At 51.7% G+C, this 17,297-nt stretch carries 16 protein-coding genes; 14 read left to right on the top strand and 2 right to left on the bottom strand.

Annotated elements, in window-relative coordinates; translation table 11 throughout:
* The first annotated feature begins 36 nt into the window (after positions 1-36).
* The 13 genes from QT231_RS09025 (at position 37) to QT231_RS09085 (ending at position 13,076) form a co-directional block, all read left to right on the top strand.
* Positions 37-831, top strand: a complete 795-nt coding sequence (locus QT231_RS09025; protein ID WP_308336573.1) for a VacJ family lipoprotein — start codon at positions 37-39, stop codon at positions 829-831.
* A 128-nt stretch (positions 832-959) separates the two neighbouring features.
* On the top strand, positions 960-2,153 hold the full coding sequence (locus QT231_RS09030) for a SpoIIE family protein phosphatase (RefSeq protein WP_308336574.1): 1,194 nt from the start codon (positions 960-962) through the stop codon (positions 2,151-2,153).
* A complete protein-coding gene (locus QT231_RS09035; RefSeq protein WP_308336575.1) occupies positions 2,143-2,661 on the top strand; it encodes an STAS domain-containing protein in 519 nt (172 codons plus the stop codon). The genes QT231_RS09030 and QT231_RS09035 overlap by 11 nt, the downstream gene beginning before the upstream one ends.
* 137 nt (positions 2,662-2,798) lie before the next feature.
* Positions 2,799-3,995, top strand: coding sequence for a Bcr/CflA family multidrug efflux MFS transporter (locus QT231_RS09040; RefSeq protein ID WP_308336576.1), 1,197 nt, complete (start codon positions 2,799-2,801; stop codon positions 3,993-3,995).
* Positions 3,996-4,030: 35 nt separating this feature from the next.
* Positions 4,031-4,762, top strand: a complete 732-nt coding sequence (locus tag QT231_RS09045) for a sulfite exporter TauE/SafE family protein (RefSeq protein ID WP_308336577.1) — start codon at positions 4,031-4,033, stop codon at positions 4,760-4,762.
* A 258-nt stretch (positions 4,763-5,020) separates the two neighbouring features.
* Positions 5,021-6,013: a PstS family phosphate ABC transporter substrate-binding protein gene (locus QT231_RS09050; RefSeq protein WP_308336578.1), complete on the top strand. Its 993-nt coding sequence runs from the start codon at positions 5,021-5,023 to the stop codon at positions 6,011-6,013.
* 191 nt (positions 6,014-6,204) lie between these two features.
* Positions 6,205-7,071 (top strand): phosphate ABC transporter permease subunit PstC, encoded by an 867-nt coding sequence (gene pstC / locus QT231_RS09055; protein ID WP_308336579.1) that lies wholly within the window; start codon positions 6,205-6,207, stop codon positions 7,069-7,071.
* A gap of 7 nt (positions 7,072-7,078) precedes the next feature.
* The gene (gene pstA / locus QT231_RS09060; protein WP_308336580.1) at positions 7,079-8,008 is read left to right on the top strand and encodes a phosphate ABC transporter permease PstA; all 930 of its coding nucleotides are present in this window, start codon (positions 7,079-7,081) and stop codon (positions 8,006-8,008) included.
* 53 nt (positions 8,009-8,061) lie between these two features.
* On the top strand, positions 8,062-8,928 hold the full coding sequence (pstB, locus tag QT231_RS09065) for a phosphate ABC transporter ATP-binding protein PstB (RefSeq protein WP_308336581.1): 867 nt from the start codon (positions 8,062-8,064) through the stop codon (positions 8,926-8,928).
* Between the two features lie 278 nt (positions 8,929-9,206).
* Positions 9,207-9,650 carry an arsenate reductase ArsC gene (locus tag QT231_RS09070; protein ID WP_308336582.1) on the top strand — a complete coding sequence of 148 codons (444 nt, stop codon included), beginning with the start codon at positions 9,207-9,209 and terminating at the stop codon, positions 9,648-9,650.
* Between the two features lie 21 nt (positions 9,651-9,671).
* On the top strand, positions 9,672-10,703 hold the full coding sequence (locus tag QT231_RS09075; RefSeq protein ID WP_308336583.1) for an ArsJ-associated glyceraldehyde-3-phosphate dehydrogenase: 1,032 nt from the start codon (positions 9,672-9,674) through the stop codon (positions 10,701-10,703).
* Positions 10,704-10,707: 4 nt separating this feature from the next.
* Positions 10,708-11,919 carry an organoarsenical effux MFS transporter ArsJ gene (gene arsJ / locus QT231_RS09080; protein WP_308336612.1) on the top strand — a complete coding sequence of 404 codons (1,212 nt, stop codon included), beginning with the start codon at positions 10,708-10,710 and terminating at the stop codon, positions 11,917-11,919.
* Complete coding sequence (locus QT231_RS09085) at positions 11,916-13,076, top strand: MFS transporter (RefSeq protein ID WP_308336584.1); 1,161 nt, start codon at positions 11,916-11,918, stop codon at positions 13,074-13,076. The genes arsJ and QT231_RS09085 overlap by 4 nt, the downstream gene beginning before the upstream one ends.
* Positions 13,077-13,133: 57 nt before the next feature.
* Here QT231_RS09085 and QT231_RS09090 read toward each other — a convergent pair whose 3' ends face one another.
* Complete coding sequence (locus QT231_RS09090; protein ID WP_308336585.1) at positions 13,134-13,448, bottom strand: helix-turn-helix domain-containing protein; 315 nt, start codon at positions 13,446-13,448, stop codon at positions 13,134-13,136.
* 179 nt (positions 13,449-13,627) lie between these two features.
* On the opposite strand from QT231_RS09090, the gene QT231_RS09095 reads away from it, so the two are divergent.
* Positions 13,628-14,659 carry a permease gene (locus QT231_RS09095; RefSeq protein ID WP_308336586.1) on the top strand — a complete coding sequence of 344 codons (1,032 nt, stop codon included), beginning with the start codon at positions 13,628-13,630 and terminating at the stop codon, positions 14,657-14,659.
* 146 nt (positions 14,660-14,805) lie between these two features.
* Here QT231_RS09095 and QT231_RS09100 read toward each other — a convergent pair whose 3' ends face one another.
* A complete protein-coding gene (locus tag QT231_RS09100; RefSeq protein ID WP_308336587.1) occupies positions 14,806-17,283 on the bottom strand; it encodes an arsenate reductase (azurin) large subunit in 2,478 nt (825 codons plus the stop codon).
* Positions 17,284-17,297: the final 14 nt, after the last annotated feature.

Genomic DNA, 17,297 nt, shown 5'->3' on the forward strand with positions numbered 1-17,297 from the left:
TGTAAAGTTGCTAGGCAATTGAAAAAGGAAAATGTCATGTGGCAGTGGTTTAATAACGTGAAACCTGCGCTCTCGTTGCGTAGCAAAGGGTTGCCACTACTGCTGGTGACGTTACTCGCAACGGGGGGATGTGCCAGCACACAAATGGCGGAAAATACTGCTCCCGAAGACCCTTGGGAAGGCTTTAACCGCAAGGTGTTTGCGTTTAACGATGTGCTGGATCGCTATGCGCTTAAGCCGGTGGCAAAAGGTTATCGCACCATTACCCCAGACCCTGTAGAGACAGGGGTGGGTAATTTTTTCTCCAACTTAGGCGAGGTGCGTACCGCGCTTAATAGCCTACTGCAGGGCAAGCCGGCGAATGCAGGCCTCGCCACATCACGTTTTTTGATTAACTCCACGGTAGGCATCGGCGGGCTATTAGATTATGCCACCCTGATGGAAATTACTGCGGATAAAGAAGATTTCGGCCAAACGTTGGCCGTTTGGGGCTGGCAAGATTCGCGCTATCTGGTGCTGCCTTTGTTGGGCCCCAGCACGTTGCGGGACACGACCGGTTTGCCTGCTGATATGACTTCGTATCCATTGTATTACGTAGACGACGACGCCGTTCGACTAAGCCTTACCGCGCTGAATGTGATCGATATTCGCGCGGGATTGCTTGACCAGGAAGAATTAATTCGCGGTGATCGCTACCGTTTTATCCGTGACGCGTACTTACAGAGCCGCCAATTTGAGGTCAGCGATGGAGAATTGGGCGATGACCCCTTTGCCAGCGAAACCTTCGAGTTTGATGACAGTGATTTTGAAGACGCTGGTTTTGAAGACTAAGTTTTTGAAGACCAAGGTTTTGAAGTCCAAGGTTTTGAAGTCAATAGTTTCGAAGATAGCGGCTTTGACAATAGTGACCAGGATGAGAGCGACTCTGGTGGCGACGAAGTCACCGATTGAGGCTTATGATGGATCATTCTAAGCAGTTGATCGCGGTGATCGACGAACCCGGTCGTGAACGCGATGCGCTGGCGGAAGCGATTACCTGTGATGGCATGTGGGTATTTGCCGCTGAGGATATAAAACATCTGCCGGCTGGCACGGCGCTGATCGTTGCCCATGCCCGAGCGGTTCCCCGGCAGCAGTGGTCGCAGTTGACGCATCGCCTGCCTACGCTGGTGGTCAGCGACTCGCGCCAGGACGCTGATTTGATCAAAGCAATCGATGTGGGGCTGGTGGACTATATCGTTCATCCTCTGCGTCACGCCGAGCTGTTGCGGCGCATGATCCGTAAAGCCATTGAGCTTAACGATTTGGCACTGGAGCGAGAGCGGGATCATGCCCGGCTGGCGGAGTTAAATGAAAGCTTAGAGACCCATCTGGCGCTATTGCGGATGGATCAGCAGAGCGGGGGACATATTCAGCGGCGTTTATTACCGCTGCGCCCCAAAGTGATTAACGGCGTTTATTATGACTACATATTTGCCCCTTCGCTCTATTTGTCCGGTGATTTCCTGGATTATCAACGCTATAACGAGCGTTACAGCGCCTTCTATTTCGCCGATGTATCGGGGCATGGTGCCTCGTCGGCGTTTGTGACCGTTCTGCTTAAATATTTATGCAACCGCTGGCTGGGTGAGTGGGACGGCCAGCATCCGGAAAACCTGCCTCCCGATTGGCTAAAGGCAATGAACCGAGAGTTACAGGGCACCGACATCGGTAAACATGCCACCTTATTTGTCGGTGTTGTTGACCATGAGGCGCATACTCTTCACTATTCGCTCGGCGCGCAGCTTCCCATGCCTCTTTTGGAGGCCGGGGGAGAGCTACGCCGTTTAGAAGGCGAGGGAATGCCGGTAGGACTTTTCCCCGATGTGGAGTATCCTTCGCTGAGTTGTGCATTGCCGCATAAATTTCGACTATGGCTCTGTTCAGACGGAGTATTGGAATGCTTGCCGGGTAAAACGCTCGACACGCGGCTCAAGGAGCTTGAGCAATTAGTAAGCGAGAGTGTAACGCTTGAGCAGTTGCGCGAACGGCTAGCAGAAACAAACGCTCTCCTTGCTGAAGGAGATGCGGAGTTCGATGCCAACCAAGAGCGCGATGCTTTACCCGATGATATTACAATCATGATGGTGAGCGGATTTGGTCATGCTGATTGAAGAAGGCCGCATTAAAGCGGCGTTCGATTCTGGTGTTTTTGTTCTAAAACTATGTGGCGATGTGCGCTTGACGCTCTGCGCCACGCTGGATACCCAAGCCCAACGTCTCGCTGAGACGCCGGGGTTGCGTGCCGTACTGATTGACCTGCGTGAAGCGACCAACGTGGATTCGACGGCGCTTGGCTTTCTGGCCAAGGTCGCGATGGCGGTCAAAGGGCGGCTGGAGCAATCACCGACGATTATTGTCGATAACCCTGACGTGCGACAGATGTTGGACGTAATGGGGTTTTCGCGCTTTTTTACGCTGATGGAAGCGCCGCTACAGCAGGCGACCACGCTAAATAATGCGCTTGAAGAGCTTCCCCAAGAGCCCGCAGATGAAGAAGGGCTGCGTGACCGGATCCTTGAAGCCCACCGCATTCTAATGCATATGAACGAGCATAACCGTGAACAGTTTCAGCCACTGGTTGAGATGCTTGAGTCGCAAGATGTCACCACGCACCACTAATCATCCCTCACCTTGAAAAGCCCTTGGTCATCCAGGGCTATTGATCGATAGCAGCCAACCCCGACAAATCTCTCAAAATCGGCTATGATTAGCGGCCTATCTATTCCAGTGCGTATATCATCGCCTTAAGGAGACCCATGGATCTTAATCCTCGTCGGGTAGCACTGTTGGTGGCCGCCAACACGGCGCTGGCGCCCTTTGCTATCGATGCCTACTTGCCCGCCATGGGGGTTATTGCGGAGAGCATCGGGGCCAGTATTCACCGCACTGAACTTTCCATTAGCGTGTTTTTGTTCGGCTTTGCGCTGGGCCAGCTATGTTTTGGGCCACTTTCGGATCGTATGGGCAGAAAGCCAGTGCTCCTGGGTGGGCTGATGGTGTTTATGCTGGCAAGCCTTGCCATTACCCTGGTAGACAGTTTGCCCACGCTGCTGGTCTGGCGGTTTATCCAGGCGCTGGGGGGCGGGGCCTGTGTGGTCAATTCGGCGGCGATTGTGCGCGACTGCTTTAGTGGTCGCGAGGCCGCTAAAGTCATGTCGACCATGGCGATGATTATGATGCTGGCGCCGCTAGTGGCGCCTACCGTGGGTAGTTTACTGCTGCATATTGCCGGTTGGTGGCTGATCTTTGTGTTCTTGGCCGTCTACGCAGGCTTTTTACTCTGGCTATTAGGCACCCGCCTGCCTGAAACCCGCGATATGTCGCTGCCTGCTGCCTCTCCGCGCCAGGTAATCCGCAACTACGCCAGTGTACTTAAGCATCGTGAAGGCATGGGGTATATCTGTGCGGTTGCCGCCTCCTTCGCGGGCCTGTTTGCCTTCGTGACCGCTTCGCCGTTTCTATATCTTGACTATTTTGGCCTCTCGCCAGCCACCTATCCGCTGGTGTTTGGGGTCAACGTGGTAGTGATTGCGCTGTCTAATCGGGTCAATATTCACCTGTTACGGAAGCGCACCCCCCAGCAGAATTTGCGTTTAGGTTTGCTGATACAGCTGGTGGCGGCGCTAGGGCTTGTGGCGGTCACCGCCCTGGATATAGCGACGCTAGCGATTGTGGTGCCGTTGATTATGCTGTTTACCGGCATGATTGGGCTAATTACGCCCAACGCGATCTCGTCGCTGTTGGATCATTTTGGCCATATCAGCGCCACGGCAACGGCGCTGCTTGGCGGTATCCAGTTTACCTGTGGGGCGCTGGCCGGTGTGATGGTAGGGCTATTCGAGGTTGAACACCTCTGGCCCATGGTGCTCACCATGCTGGGCGCTGCGTTACTGGGCAATATCGGCGTACGCAAACTCACCAAGGCGCCCACCGTTGAAGAACAACAGGGATAACTGGCAGGAATGAACCGTAGGGATGAACAGCACTAATGGATAGCTTGCTGGCCTGGGTCAATATGCCCATGAACACTTGGTTAGCCTGCTCAGGCGTGCTCTTGCTGGGTGCCTTTGTGCAGCGTGCGACCGGTTTTGGGTTGGCCGTCATCGGTGCACCGCTCCTGTTGATGCTCGAACCACGATTAGTGCCGGTCATTCTGGTGCTGTTTGGTTTTACCGTCTCGCTTATGATGGTGCGCCACTACTGGCACGAGGTGCGCTTGGATGCCATTGGCATGGCGTTAGTAGGGCGTTTGCCCGGCAATGCATTGGGTATTTGGCTGCTGCTCGCCGCGCCCATGGTGGTGTTAGAAAAGCTGATTGCGGTTATCGTCCTGTTTGCGGTTCTAGTTACTTTGTGCCGCTTTCAACTGCCGGTAAACCGCATAACGCTGTTTGGCGCGGGGGTGCTCTCAGGCATTTTCGGCACCGTTGCTGCCATTGGCGGTCCGCCCATCGTGCTGCTGATGCATGGCTTACCTGCTGACCGTGTGCGCGGCAACTTAGCCGCCTTTTTCATTCTGACCTCCCTGTTGACCTTTATTACCCTCGCCTTAGCCGACCAGGTTCAGCTCTGGCATTTCCAGGTCGCGCTTACCTTCCTGCCTGCGGTATTAATGGGTAATGCCTTGGCAGATACCGTCGCCCATCGATTAGACCGCCGTCTACTGCAAGGGGCGTCACTGTCCCTGTGTACTTTGGCCGCGCTCGGTTTGCTGTTTTAAAAAGCACTGTTCCACGCTTAGAAAAAATCTCCTGTGCTGTGCGCTGTCATGAGAATGTCACTGTTGCTGCGTTAGATTGTATCCCGCGGGGGCAGCAGGCGCTGTTCGGTAATAATTTTTTACTGAGCTTCAGTTGTCATCATTTCGTCATCTTTTTGCTACAAAATGTTTTGCACAAAGGTTGCGAATTCGTCTTGGGCGAGAAGCTGACATATGAACCGCGAAACTCAATGCGTTGAACGGAATTTGGAGAGAAACATGAAAAAACATCTTATGTTCGGTGCAGTTCTTGCCGGCTCGTTTGTAGCTCAGAACGCTGTTGCCGTTGATACTGTTCAGGTTGATGGTTCAAGTACCGTCTTTCCGGTTTCCGAGGCAATGGCAGAAGAGTTCGGTAATGCCAATCGCGGTGAAATCCGAGTAACCGTTGGTTTGTCCGGTACTGGTGGTGGTTTTAAGAAATTCTGTCGTGGTGAAACCGATATTACCGGTGCTTCACGTCCAATCCGTCCGGAAGAGCTTGAACTCTGCAAGGAAAATGGTATCGAGTTTATCGAGCTGCCTGTAGCCATGGATGCTCTAAGCGTTGTTGTTAGCCCGCAAAATGATTGGGTGGATCATCTTACTGTAGAAGAGTTGCAGAAAATGTGGGAGCCAGAAGCTCAAGGTGTCATTACCAACTGGAACCAAGTTCGTGAAGGCTTCCCTGACCGCCCGCTGAATCTGTTTGGTGCGGGTACCGATTCGGGCACCTATGACTACTTCACGACTGCCATTGTAGGTGAAGAGCATTCAAGCCGCGGCGATTTTACGGCCAGCGAAGACGACAACGTACTGGTGATGGGCGTTGCTAACGACCATAATGCGTTGGGCTTTTTCGGTCTGGCTTACTTCCTGGAAAACCAGGATAAACTGAAAGCCGTGCCTATCTCTTGGAAAGGCGGCGAGCCGGTTGAGCCGACTAAGGAAACGGCTGGTGATGGAGAGTACCAGCCGCTGACGCGTCCGCTTTACTACTACGCCAACAAAGCTTCAGTAGAAGAGAAGGAACACGTTGAAAAGTTTGCGGAGTTCCTATTCCAGGAAGAAAACGGTGACCTGGTCAGTGAAGTTGGTTACGTGCCTTTAGGCGAGCGAGTACGCGAAGCTGCGCTACGTGTATTGGCTGACCGCGAAGTTGGTACTGCCTACCAGGGTTCTGAAGTGGGCGTCGATGTGGTTGAAACGCTCGAGCGTGAGAAGCACTACTAAGAGCACTCCTTTCCAGAAAAGGTGAGCCCTTTGTAAACCCGGAGCGGAAGCATAAAAGCTTCCGCTCTGGTTATGATAGAAAGATATTCTTTAAACAAAGTAGGCGTAAAAGACCAATGGCTACTCCAAGTTCACGGCGCCTTGAGACGTCCAAGGTTCAGGTTTCGACGCATTTTTTGCGTAAGCGTGAAATGATTAATCAAGTAGCACGTTATGTATTGATGCTGGCGGCGATTATCTCTGTTTTGGTCACCATCGGTATCGTTTATGTATTACTAAGCGAAGCGCTGGTGTTTTTTGAACAAGTATCAGTATGGGAGTTTGTTTCCAGCACTAGCTGGACGCCGATGTTCTCCAGGCCGACTTTCGGTATCTGGCCGCTGTTGTCAGGCACCATTGTGGTGTCGGGTATCGCTTTGGCCGTATCCATCCCCTTCGGTCTCATACTCTCAGTCTACCTAAGTGAATATGCAAATCCGAAAGTGCGGGAAACCGTCAAGCCGATATTGGAGCTGTTGGAAGGCGTGCCTACCGTCGTTTACGGCTATTTTGCTTTGCTAGTTGTTACCCCACTGTTGCAGACTTTTTTACCTGGTTTGCCAGGTTTCAACATGCTGGCGCCGGGGCTGGTGATGGGTATTATGATTCTGCCTTACACTACGTCTCTTAGCGAAGACGCTATGCGTGCAGTTCCTAACAGTATGCGTGAAGGTGCTTATGCATTGGGATACAGCCGTTTTCATACGGCTACTAAAGTTGTTATCCCTGCCGCAATGTCGGGTATTACGGCTGCCTTTATTTTAGCGATGTCTCGGGCTGTAGGAGAGACGATGGTCGTTGCTATTGCCGCAGGCCAGATGCCTAATTTCACCTTCAATCCTATGGAGGGTGCGGCCACTATTACTACCTTCATTGTGCAGGTTAGCCTGGGCGATGTCAGCCACGGCTCAATCGCTTATCTATCTATTTTTGCTGCTGGAATGGTGCTGTTCTTGTTGACACTGATATTCAACCTGATTGGTTTTTATCTGCGCAAACGCTATCGCCAGGCTTATTGAGGTGACTATGAAGACACTGTCTGAGAACATCAAAAGCGGTATTGACTACGCTTCATTATCTCGGAAAAACCGTTCCCGGGACATTATTTTTGCGTCGCTGGGTATCATCGTACTGTTTATTGCGATAACGACATTAGTAGCATTGTTTCTAGACTTGGCAGTCAGGGGGGCTCCGCGCTTGACGGATCCTGATTTCTACACGTCATTCCCATCGAGAAGGCCTCTGGATGCAGGTATTCTTTCCGCCTGGGTCGGCACGATTATGGTCATGCTTGTCACTGCCGTGATAGCTGTCCCGCTTGGGATTGCCGCTGGGCTGTATCTGGAAGAATATGCGGGTAAGAATTGGCTTACTGACGTTATTGAAGTCAACGTATCTAACTTGGCTGGTGTTCCTTCTATTGTCTATGGCCTCCTTGCGCTTGGCCTTTTTGTACAGACTTTCGGGATGGGCGAGACAGTATTGGTGGCGGGCCTGGTTCTGTCGCTATTGATTTTGCCGATTATCATTGTTTCGACTCGAGAGGCGATACGTTCAATTCCAAACGAGTTACGTGAGGCGGCTTATGGCCTAGGGGCCAACCAATGGCAGACCATGGCAATGTATATTATTCCTGCAGCCAAACCAGGTATTATAACTGGTGCAATTGTGGGACTTTCTAGAGCGATTGGTGAAACTGCTCCAATCATTACCATTGGTGCCTTGTCTTTCATCGCCTTCTTACCGCAGTCGCCAGTCAGCGGTGATTTCCCATTCATTAGCTTTGAGTGGCTGAATAGTGGGTTTACAGTCATGCCCATACAGATGTTTGGCTGGGTATCCCGTCCCCAGGCAGATTTCCAAATTACAGCGGCAGCCGCGGGTGTTGTTCTAATTGTTATGACACTAATGATGAATGCTTTGGCAATTTACATACGCTATCGTGCTCGTAAATAAGTTGGCATTTTGCATGGTATAAGAAGTAACCAAACTTCCTAATGGTGTGAGATATGAGTATGAATGGTATGTCGAAATTCCAGACGACTGTGCAAGATGATTCAGAAAAGCCAATGCGTAAGGCTAGTGAGCATCTCGATCATTGGTACCTGGAGCCTGATAGCCCCACTCGGGCTCGAGTCTCTAATTTGAAATTCTGGTACGGCGACGGTACGCAGGCGATAGACGATGTCAGCATGCCTTTAATTGATAAAAAAGTTACAGCGCTGATAGGGCCGTCAGGCTGTGGGAAGAGTACATTTTTACGCTGCTTTAACCGCATGCATGATTTATATCCGGGCGTGAGGTATTCTGGTGAGATTAATTTATTACCAGAAGATGAGGATCTGATCAACCTTGATCCGAATATTGTTCGAATGAGAGTGGGTATGGTCTTCCAGAAACCTAACCCTTTTCCAAAATCGATTTATGAGAATGTGATAGCAGGTTTGAGAATTCGTGGCATTACTAAACGTTCATTATTAGATGAAATTGTAGAAGATTCACTCAGTAAAGCAGCATTGTGGGATGAAGTAAAAGATCGACTGCATCAGCCAGCGCTAAGTATGTCGGGTGGGCAGCAGCAACGTTTATGTATTGCTCGTGCTTTGGCTGTTGAGCCAGAAATTTTACTTCTAGATGAACCTACTTCTGCTCTTGACCCTATTGCGACAGCAAAAGTGGAAGACTTGATTAATAAACTCGCAGGTGATGTAACAGTATTGATAGTTACGCACAATATGCAGCAGGCTGCTCGTATTTCTGACTACACGGCTTATATGTATTTAGGAAAATTGATTGAATACAATAAGACTAATGATTTATTTACTGCTCCTAGGTGTCAGCGAACTGAAGATTATATAACTGGAAGATTTGGTTAATTTATTTTTAATTAATTTAAAATATATATTTAACCCCTTTTTAAGGGGTTTTTTTATTTATGAACTTATAGAAATTTTATAGAAATAGTATATTTTTAATATCCGAATGGTTTTTGGATAGAGTCTATTGTTCCGCTCTGCAGGAGCGAGTATTAAATTTTAAGTATAATATATTTTTATGGAATATGAATATTTCTATAATTGATAACATATTATGTCAGCAAGCTTGAGTTGCAAGAAGATTGTGTAGAAAATGGCATTTATATGAAAAAACATATATGAGCCATTTCTTTATGCCCACAAAGAAAAAAGTCCTGTTCCTTTGCAGTGCAAATTCAGCCCGCTCGCTAATGGGGGAAGCGATACTGAGGCATCTTTCGGCGGATCAGTTCGAAGTATTTAGTGCTGGAAAGGAGCCTGACCGACCACAGGCACTGGCGCTTCAAGCGTTGGAAGCACACGGCGTAAATACAAGCGGCTTAGCAAGTAAGTCGATAGAAGCTCTCGCAGAGCATTATTTCGATACCGTTTTTATTTTATGTGAAAAAGCTTTACAGGCTTGCCACCACTGGAAAGGTGGTTGTGGACAGCTATTTTACTGGGATATTTCTGACCCTCGTTTACATGGACAGCTAGACGCCTATGAACATACATTCAACGATATCTATCAACGTCTATCGCTATGGTTATTGATTGAGGCAAGGGACGACATTCGTCGATAATTCACCTAGGAGCTAAAAAATATGACACTACGTATCGGTATCAACGGTTTTGGACGTATTGGACGCTTGGCCCTGCGCAGCTTGTGGACGCAGGTAGAATCGGGTGCGGTAGAACTGACGCGCATTAATGACCCGGGTGGCGATGCGGCCACCTTTGCCCACTTGTTGGAGTTTGACTCGGTGCACGGGCACTGGGCGCCAGGGAAGGGCATCTCGTCAACGGATAGCGCCATAGAACTCGACGGCAAATCTGTCTCCTTTAGCGCCAACAAAGCTATTGCCGATAGCGACTGGTCGAACTGCGATATTGTCATTGAGTGCTCGGGCGTAATGAAAACCACCGATAAGCTCCAGGCGTATCTTGATCAAGGCGTTGGTCGTGTGGTGGTAAGTGCGCCTATGAAAGAGGCGAGCGTGCTCAATGTCGTGGTGGGGGTGAACGATTATCTGTATGACCCTGCTCAGCACAAGATCGTGACCGCAGCTAGCTGCACCACCAACTGCCTGGCACCCGTGGTCAAAGTCATTCAGGAAACGTTTGGTATTCGCCATGGCTCGATGACCACCGTGCATGACATCACCAATACCCAAACGATTCTCGACGCGCCGCATAAAGACCTGCGCCGCGCCCGAGCTTGCGGTATGAGCTTGATTCCCACCACGACCGGTTCGGCCAAAGCGATTACCGCCATTTTCCCCGAGCTGGAAGGCAAGCTTAACGGCCATGCGATTCGTGTGCCGCTGGCTAATGCGTCGCTTACCGATATGGTCTTCGAGCTTGAACGCGAAGTGAGCGTCGACGAGGTCAATCAGGCGCTGAAAGCCGCCGCCGATGGCCCGCTGGCAGGCATTTTGGGCTACGAAGAACGCCCGCTGGTGTCTATCGATTACCGCACCGATCCGCGCAGCTCGATTATCGATGCACTCTCCACCATGGTGATCAACGGCACCCAGCTGAAACTCTACGCCTGGTACGACAATGAGTGGGGCTATGCCAACCGCACCGCCGAGCTGGCCCTTATGGTCGGGCGTGAGCAGGTGGGACGTGGCTGATTCAATGCTGACACGGGTAAAGGCGCTACCTTTCGAGGTGCGCCAATACATGCTGATTACCGGTAACTACTGGGCGTTCACGATTACCGATGGCGCGCTGCGCATGCTGGTGGTGATGCACTTCCACCAATTGGGCTACTCGCCGTTGGCCATTGCCATGCTGTTTCTATTTTATGAAGCCTTTGGCGTAGTGACTAACCTGGTAGGCGGCTGGTTGGGGGCGCGCTTGGGGCTCAATCGCACTATGAATGTGGGGCTAGGGCTGCAAATTATTGCCCTTGCCATGCTGATGGTACCCGCTAGCCTGTTGACCGTTGTTTGGGTGATGGCCGCACAAGCGATTTCGGGTATTGCTAAAGACCTCAACAAAATGAGCGCTAAAAGCGCCGTTAAGGTGTTGGTTCCAAAAGAGAGCGCCAACGCCAATAGCTCACTCTACCGCTGGGTGGCGATGTTGACCGGCTCTAAAAACGCGCTAAAAGGGCTGGGCTTTTTTGTCGGCGGGCTGCTGCTCACCTTGATTGGCTTCCAGGCCGCTGTGTTTGTTATGGCGGTGATGCTGGGCGGCGTGTTACTGCTTTCGCTGCTGAGGCTCAAGGCGGATTTAGGTCGGCAAAAAGTAAAGCCGAAGTTCTCCGAAATCTTCTCAAAATCACCCGCGATTAACGTACTCTCTGCGGCGCGCTTCTGTCTATTTTCGGCGCGGGATGTGTGGTTTGTCGTAGCACTGCCAGTGTTTTTATACGATCAGCACGGCTGGACTCACTGGACAGTGGGTGGGCTGCTGGCGGTGTGGGTGATTGGCTATGGTGGGGTGCAAACCCAGGCGCCTAAATTAACCCGGCTAATCAAAGGCGATGCCCGGGCGCTGACCGCTGGCTGGGCGGCGGCACTGGCAGTGCTGGCAATCGTGTTGGCGATGCTGCCCTTGGCCCAAGTCGGCTGGTTAGTCGTCGGCTTGCTCGCCTTTGGGGTGCTGTTTGCGATTAACTCCAGCTGGCACAGCTATTTGATTGTGCATTATGCCCGCGCCGACGGCGTCTCCATGGATGTCGGCTTTTACTATATGGCCAATGCCATGGGGCGTTTAGTGGGCACGCTACTGTCGGGCTGGCTATATATGGCCTACGGGCTAAGCGCCTGCCTTTGGGTATCGGCAGCCTTGGTGGCGGCTAGCGCATTGATGGCGCTAGCGTTGCCTAGACAAGTCGCATGATTCGTTCGCCCAACTGGGGTTTAACGCTCACCTTAGGCAGCGCGCAGACCCTTGCCTGGGCATCAAGTTACTACTTGCCCGCTATCCTTGCGGTACCCATGGCCCGCGAACTGGGGATGGCACCAAGCTGGGTATTTGCGGCGTTTTCTGCCGCCTTACTGTTAACCGCCATGCTGGGCCCCAGCGTAGGGCGTTTGATTGACCAACAGGGTGGGCGAGGCGTGCTGATGGCTTCGAACGCTGTCTTGGCGCTTGGCCTGGTCATCATGGCGCTCTCTCAAGGTCTTCTCAGCTTAATGTTCGCTTGGCTCATTGTCGGCATTGGCATGGCGATGGGCCTATACGACGCCGCCTTTGCCACCTTGGGACGGTTGTTGGGGCGTAGTGCGCGCTCGTCAATTACCGGCGTAACGCTACTGGCGGGTTTTGCCAGTACCATCGGCTGGCCACTAACAGCTTTGTTGGAAAATGAGTTCGGGTGGCGGGCAGCCTGCGGCGCCTGGGCCATGCTGCATATTGTGGTGGGGCTGCCGCTGAATGCCTGCTTGCCCAAAGCAGCCGATAGTGCGGCCCAGCAAGATGACGATAAATCGGCGCCGCCGCCGGAGCGTCCTCGCCTGGCGATGATGTTGTTAGCCTATGTGTTTGCCGCGGGCTGGTTTGTCTCAACGGCGATGGCGGCACATCTACCCAGGCTTCTGCAGGAAACCGGCGTATCGCTTTCGGTGGCCGTCGCTGCTGCAGCGCTAGTAGGCCCTGCGCAAGTGGCCGCTCGACTGGGTGAGTTTGCACTTTTACGCCATTTGCATCCGCTGGTAGCCGCTCGTGTCGCCACTACGCTTCACCCCTTAGGTGCGGCATTGCTGGCCACAATGGGTATGCCCGCAGCAGGCTTTGCGCTGCTGCACGGTGCGGGCAATGGCATGATGACAATTGCCTCCGGCACACTGCCGCTGGCACTGTTTGGCCCGAAAGGGTTTGGTCAGCGTCAGGGCTTGATTATCGCCCCGGCAAGGGCCGCGCAAGCCTTTGCGCCGCTGCTATTTGGACTACTGATAGAGCAAAACGGCGCTGGTGCGCTATGGCTGACCACAGGATTGATGCTGGCGGCGTGTTTAGCGCTGCTGTTTATTCGTGTGCCGCGATTGCAGGGGTGAGCCATTTACATAAAGGTCTTTTACTCTCTAAAACCCTGATTAAACCAGGGTAGTCAGTTATAAAGATGCCGCAACAGGCTCCATATTTTCCCCTATACAACATTCCGCCTGTAAGAAGCCAATCAGATTTTGTAGGTGATGGTAATCAGGTATACAGACGATAGTGCGGCTGTGCTTCTCCTGCTTAATTAAACCTACTCTAGCCATACGAGATAAGTGATGCGATAGCGTTGAAGCTGGGATATCCAACGCTTTCTGTATCTCTCCGACAGGGGCTCCGCGATGGCCAGCCTTGACTAAAAAGCGAAACACCGCCAAACGGTGCGTGTTACCAAGCTCAGCCAAGCTGGCGGCGACCCCTTCATGATCCATAAAACTCTCCATGCTGTCTTCTATTTTCTCTCTGTTCTATTTTCTCTCTGTTCTATTTTTTCATTGCTATGTTTTTTTTGCATATAATTTCCAAGTATCTAGAAATATAGTTGACGAGTACAAAGGTTGCAATCTAAGCTTCAATAATTCGATTAATCTAGAATTATAGGAGCTTTGTCGTGTCCCCTCAATTGCAAGATACGTTAGGCATGTTTGCCTTTCTCGCGGTCGAGCTATCGGCCTTGTTTATTGGCATTAGCTTCCTGGTAGGGGCGCTTCAACGCCATATCCCGCCATCCAAGGTCGAGGCTTTGCTAAGTTCTAACCGATCCCGTAGCTACTTTCTCGCTGCGGGACTGGGGGCTATCACACCCTTCTGTAGTTGCTCAACGATTCCAATGCTGAAAGGCCTGATTCGTGCACGTGCCGGGTTCGGGCCTATGATGGTGTTCCTATTTGCCTCTCCGCTGTTAAACCCTATTGTTGTTGGTCTGTTGGCTGCCACCTTTGGTTTTACCCTCACCGCTATCTACGTTCTAGCGGCACTGATTGTCTCTTTGGCCGCCGGCTGGTTACTACAGACTTTTGGCTTCGAGCGTTACGTGCGCCGCGCTGAAACTTATACAGCTTCAGGGTGTGAAGCCTCGACCAATAGCTGCGGCGTCAAGCCAGTAGCGACCGATTGTGAAAGTAGCAGTTGCAGTAGTACTCCAGTTGCGGTTGGCTGCGGTAGTGCCGATCCGGCTGGCGCTCAATCAGGTGGCGGTTGTGGTAGTCAAACAACTGAGCCTAAACTAGGGCAAAGCAGATACAGCGGTTTATGGGGTGAAGCCTGGTCTGACTTCGTGGACGTTTTACCATACCTACTTATTGGTATTGCGATTGGTAGCGTGATCTATGGTTTTATGCCCACTGACTTGCTGGAACAGTATGCTGGTGCCGATAATCCTTTTGCCATCCCCGTCGCCGCCGTTATCGGTGTCCCTCTGTATATCCGTGCTGAAGCCGTTATACCGTTAGCATCTGCGCTGATGGCAAAAGGCGTGGGGGCCGGAACAGTGCTGGCGTTGATTATTGGGAGTGCTGGAGCCAGCCTGACTGAGCTTATCCTGCTGCGCTCATTGTTCTCGTTTAAGCTGCTGGTGGCCTTTGTCGCGGTCGTTTTTGCGATGGCGATGATTGCGGGCTACGCCACTTTTTTGTTTTTCTAAATAGCAAGCGTATCTCGACCCACGCTTGATCGATTGCTGGGGTGCTTACGAATAGGCTATGCGTAAGAGTTAGTCATCGCTTTCCGTAAAGGATTACCCAAGGCAGGAATCTTGGTTCCTGCCTTGGGTGGTTTGAAGAAACTGGCTTAAGAGAAGCGACGACGTTTGAAAGAGACATCTCTTAGATAGGCAGGGTTAGCGCCTATCCGTCGTAGATTTGCCCAAGTGCCCTTGTAGTAGGGAATATGGTTACGATCCGTCCACTCACTGATGACATCACCCTGCACCCCATTAGGATAGCCAAACATCATAAAAACCTGACCACGCTTCAGATCAGGTTCCAGGTAGGCCATAGCCGTGGTCGCGCCGTAATCGTTGTAGACTTCAACGATATCGCCGTTGGCGATCCCTATGTCTTGAGCGTCAAGTGGATGGATCTCAATTGGGGCCATCGGGTAGCGGCCCTTGCGAAATGCCAGATGCTGGTCATGGTAGGCCGACTGCCAGATATGGTTGGTTCTCCCGTTGTTTATCCAGAAATCATAGGTCTCTTTCTGCTGCTGAACTACCTCGGGAAAGCCGTTCCAGGGGGAAGGCTGGAAATGAGCCTTGCCATCATCAGTATCAAAATCATAGTCCGTATATAGCATCTCGGTTCCGATGAGTTTGCCGTCTCGATACTCCTTGATGGGAAGTTGGACGCCATTGTTGCCAGCCATTCGAAGCCTTTCATAGGTGGCGAGATGTCCTGTGGGGCCACCTTGGCTGTCGATTTCCTTTTCATGGGCCATGCGGAAGCCGTCGTTGAAGGCATCCTCTTCGGTTGTCCAGTTAAATCCAGCGAAACGCTCGGCCATCGTCACGTCGCCTGCCGACTCGTAGCGCTGCTTAAGAGCATTAGCCATATTGGCCGCTATCAAACAGTCTGGCTTAGCGATGCCGGGAGGATCCATGAAGCGCTCTGAAAGTCGAAGCCGTCGCTCACCGTTCATGGAGGTGAGGTTCATTTCACCGGGATGCGTAGCTGGCAACACTAAGTGTGAATATTCGGCGAACTTCGTGCGATAAAGGTCGATATCAACAATAAACAAACCGCCCTTATTTTTTACAGCGTCATAGATAATGTCGATTAATTCATTGATGCTGCCGCCCCTTGCCTCTGCCATTGCCTGGTTGACGATAGCGGCACGACGCTTGATTATCTGGCGATAAGTTTCGGCATTAATAGTGGTTTGAAAAGCATTGCAGGCCCAAACCGTTAGCATCATGCCGTTACCATTAATCAATTCCTGGTCGATATAGGGCGCAGGGCGTCCACCGGGGTAGGGTGGGCGGACATAACCCTCTTGGTGGCCGCCCATACGCACCACGCCGGTGCCACGCTGGCCGACATTGTGGGTGGCCACAGCAAGATTGACGATTGCGGACTGAATCCGATAGTTATCATTGCCCCAGATAACACCTTTTTCGTAGGCATGCATGGTGCGAGGGGCGTGGCCACTGGCCTTAGGTTTATAGGCCCACTCGGCGGCCTTGAGTATATCGCCCTGACTCACGCCGGTAATGCGACTGCATTCATCCAGCTCCATCCGATTGGCGGCCAGCATCTTCTCGAAGCCGCTAGTATGTTCTGTGATAAAGGGCTGATCATGCCAGCCTTGATCGACCACATAGGTCAGCAGTCCATTGAACAGGGCTGTATCAGTGCCTGGCTGGATCGCTAAGTGTAGAACATTCTCTTTACCGGCAATCGTTTCACAGATAGCGACGGTGGGTGTGCGTCGAGGGTCAACCAGAATAACCTTGCCTTTACCGACCGTCTCGTCAGGAAACCACTCCCGCTTCTTGGCGACGTTAGCCCCCCTCAAGTTCGGCTCCCAGTGTGCCAGGAACCAGTTTGACTGAGTCTCGTAGGAATTTCCGCCGATGGAGAAGATAACATCGGCCACCTCCGCATCCTCATAACTGTTATTGAGCTCACCAATGCCCATGTCTCGACTAGCGTGACATTCTGAGTTGTAAGCGGGGCGGTTGTGAATGCGCACCATTTTTGACTGTATGCCGTCAAAAATTAGCTTGCCAGTAGCCCATGTATTCTCAAAACCGCCTCCAGCGCCGCCATGATCAAAGAGATTGAAGAACAACTGATCCGGCCCTTCATTATCGAGGATGCGTTGGGTCAGACCGGCATAGAGCGCCATGGCGTGTTCCCAATTGGTTTCTGCCCAGTCGTCTCCGCTATACACCATGGGATACTTGAGGCGGCGCTCGCCGATAGGGGTTCCCTCCGAGTACATGACACTGGCCATCTGGCCGCCACGCGTTGAGGATAGCCCCTTATTCACGCTGCACTCTTTGTCAGGAACGATCATGATGTTGTATTCGCGTCCATCATGGTCTTGTATCTGATTAACCATGGCGGGGGTCATAGTGAGTTGCATAGGAGGTAGCTGCTGGGTGAAGTCGAGTCCCAGCGCATTCTGGTTAGCATCTCTGCCACCTTCTTGGTTGGCAGGCCATTTATAGACGTGGTACCCACAGCCTACGATGCAGAAGTGACAGGCCATATTGGTTTTCTGGGCATCTGCCGGGGGTAAAGGAATACGGTCTTTAAATTGTTTCATTGTTGTTCTCCCGA

The sequence above is a fragment of the Halomonas sp. SpR1 genome (assembly GCF_031010175.1).
Lineage (GTDB): Bacteria > Pseudomonadota > Gammaproteobacteria > Pseudomonadales > Halomonadaceae > Vreelandella.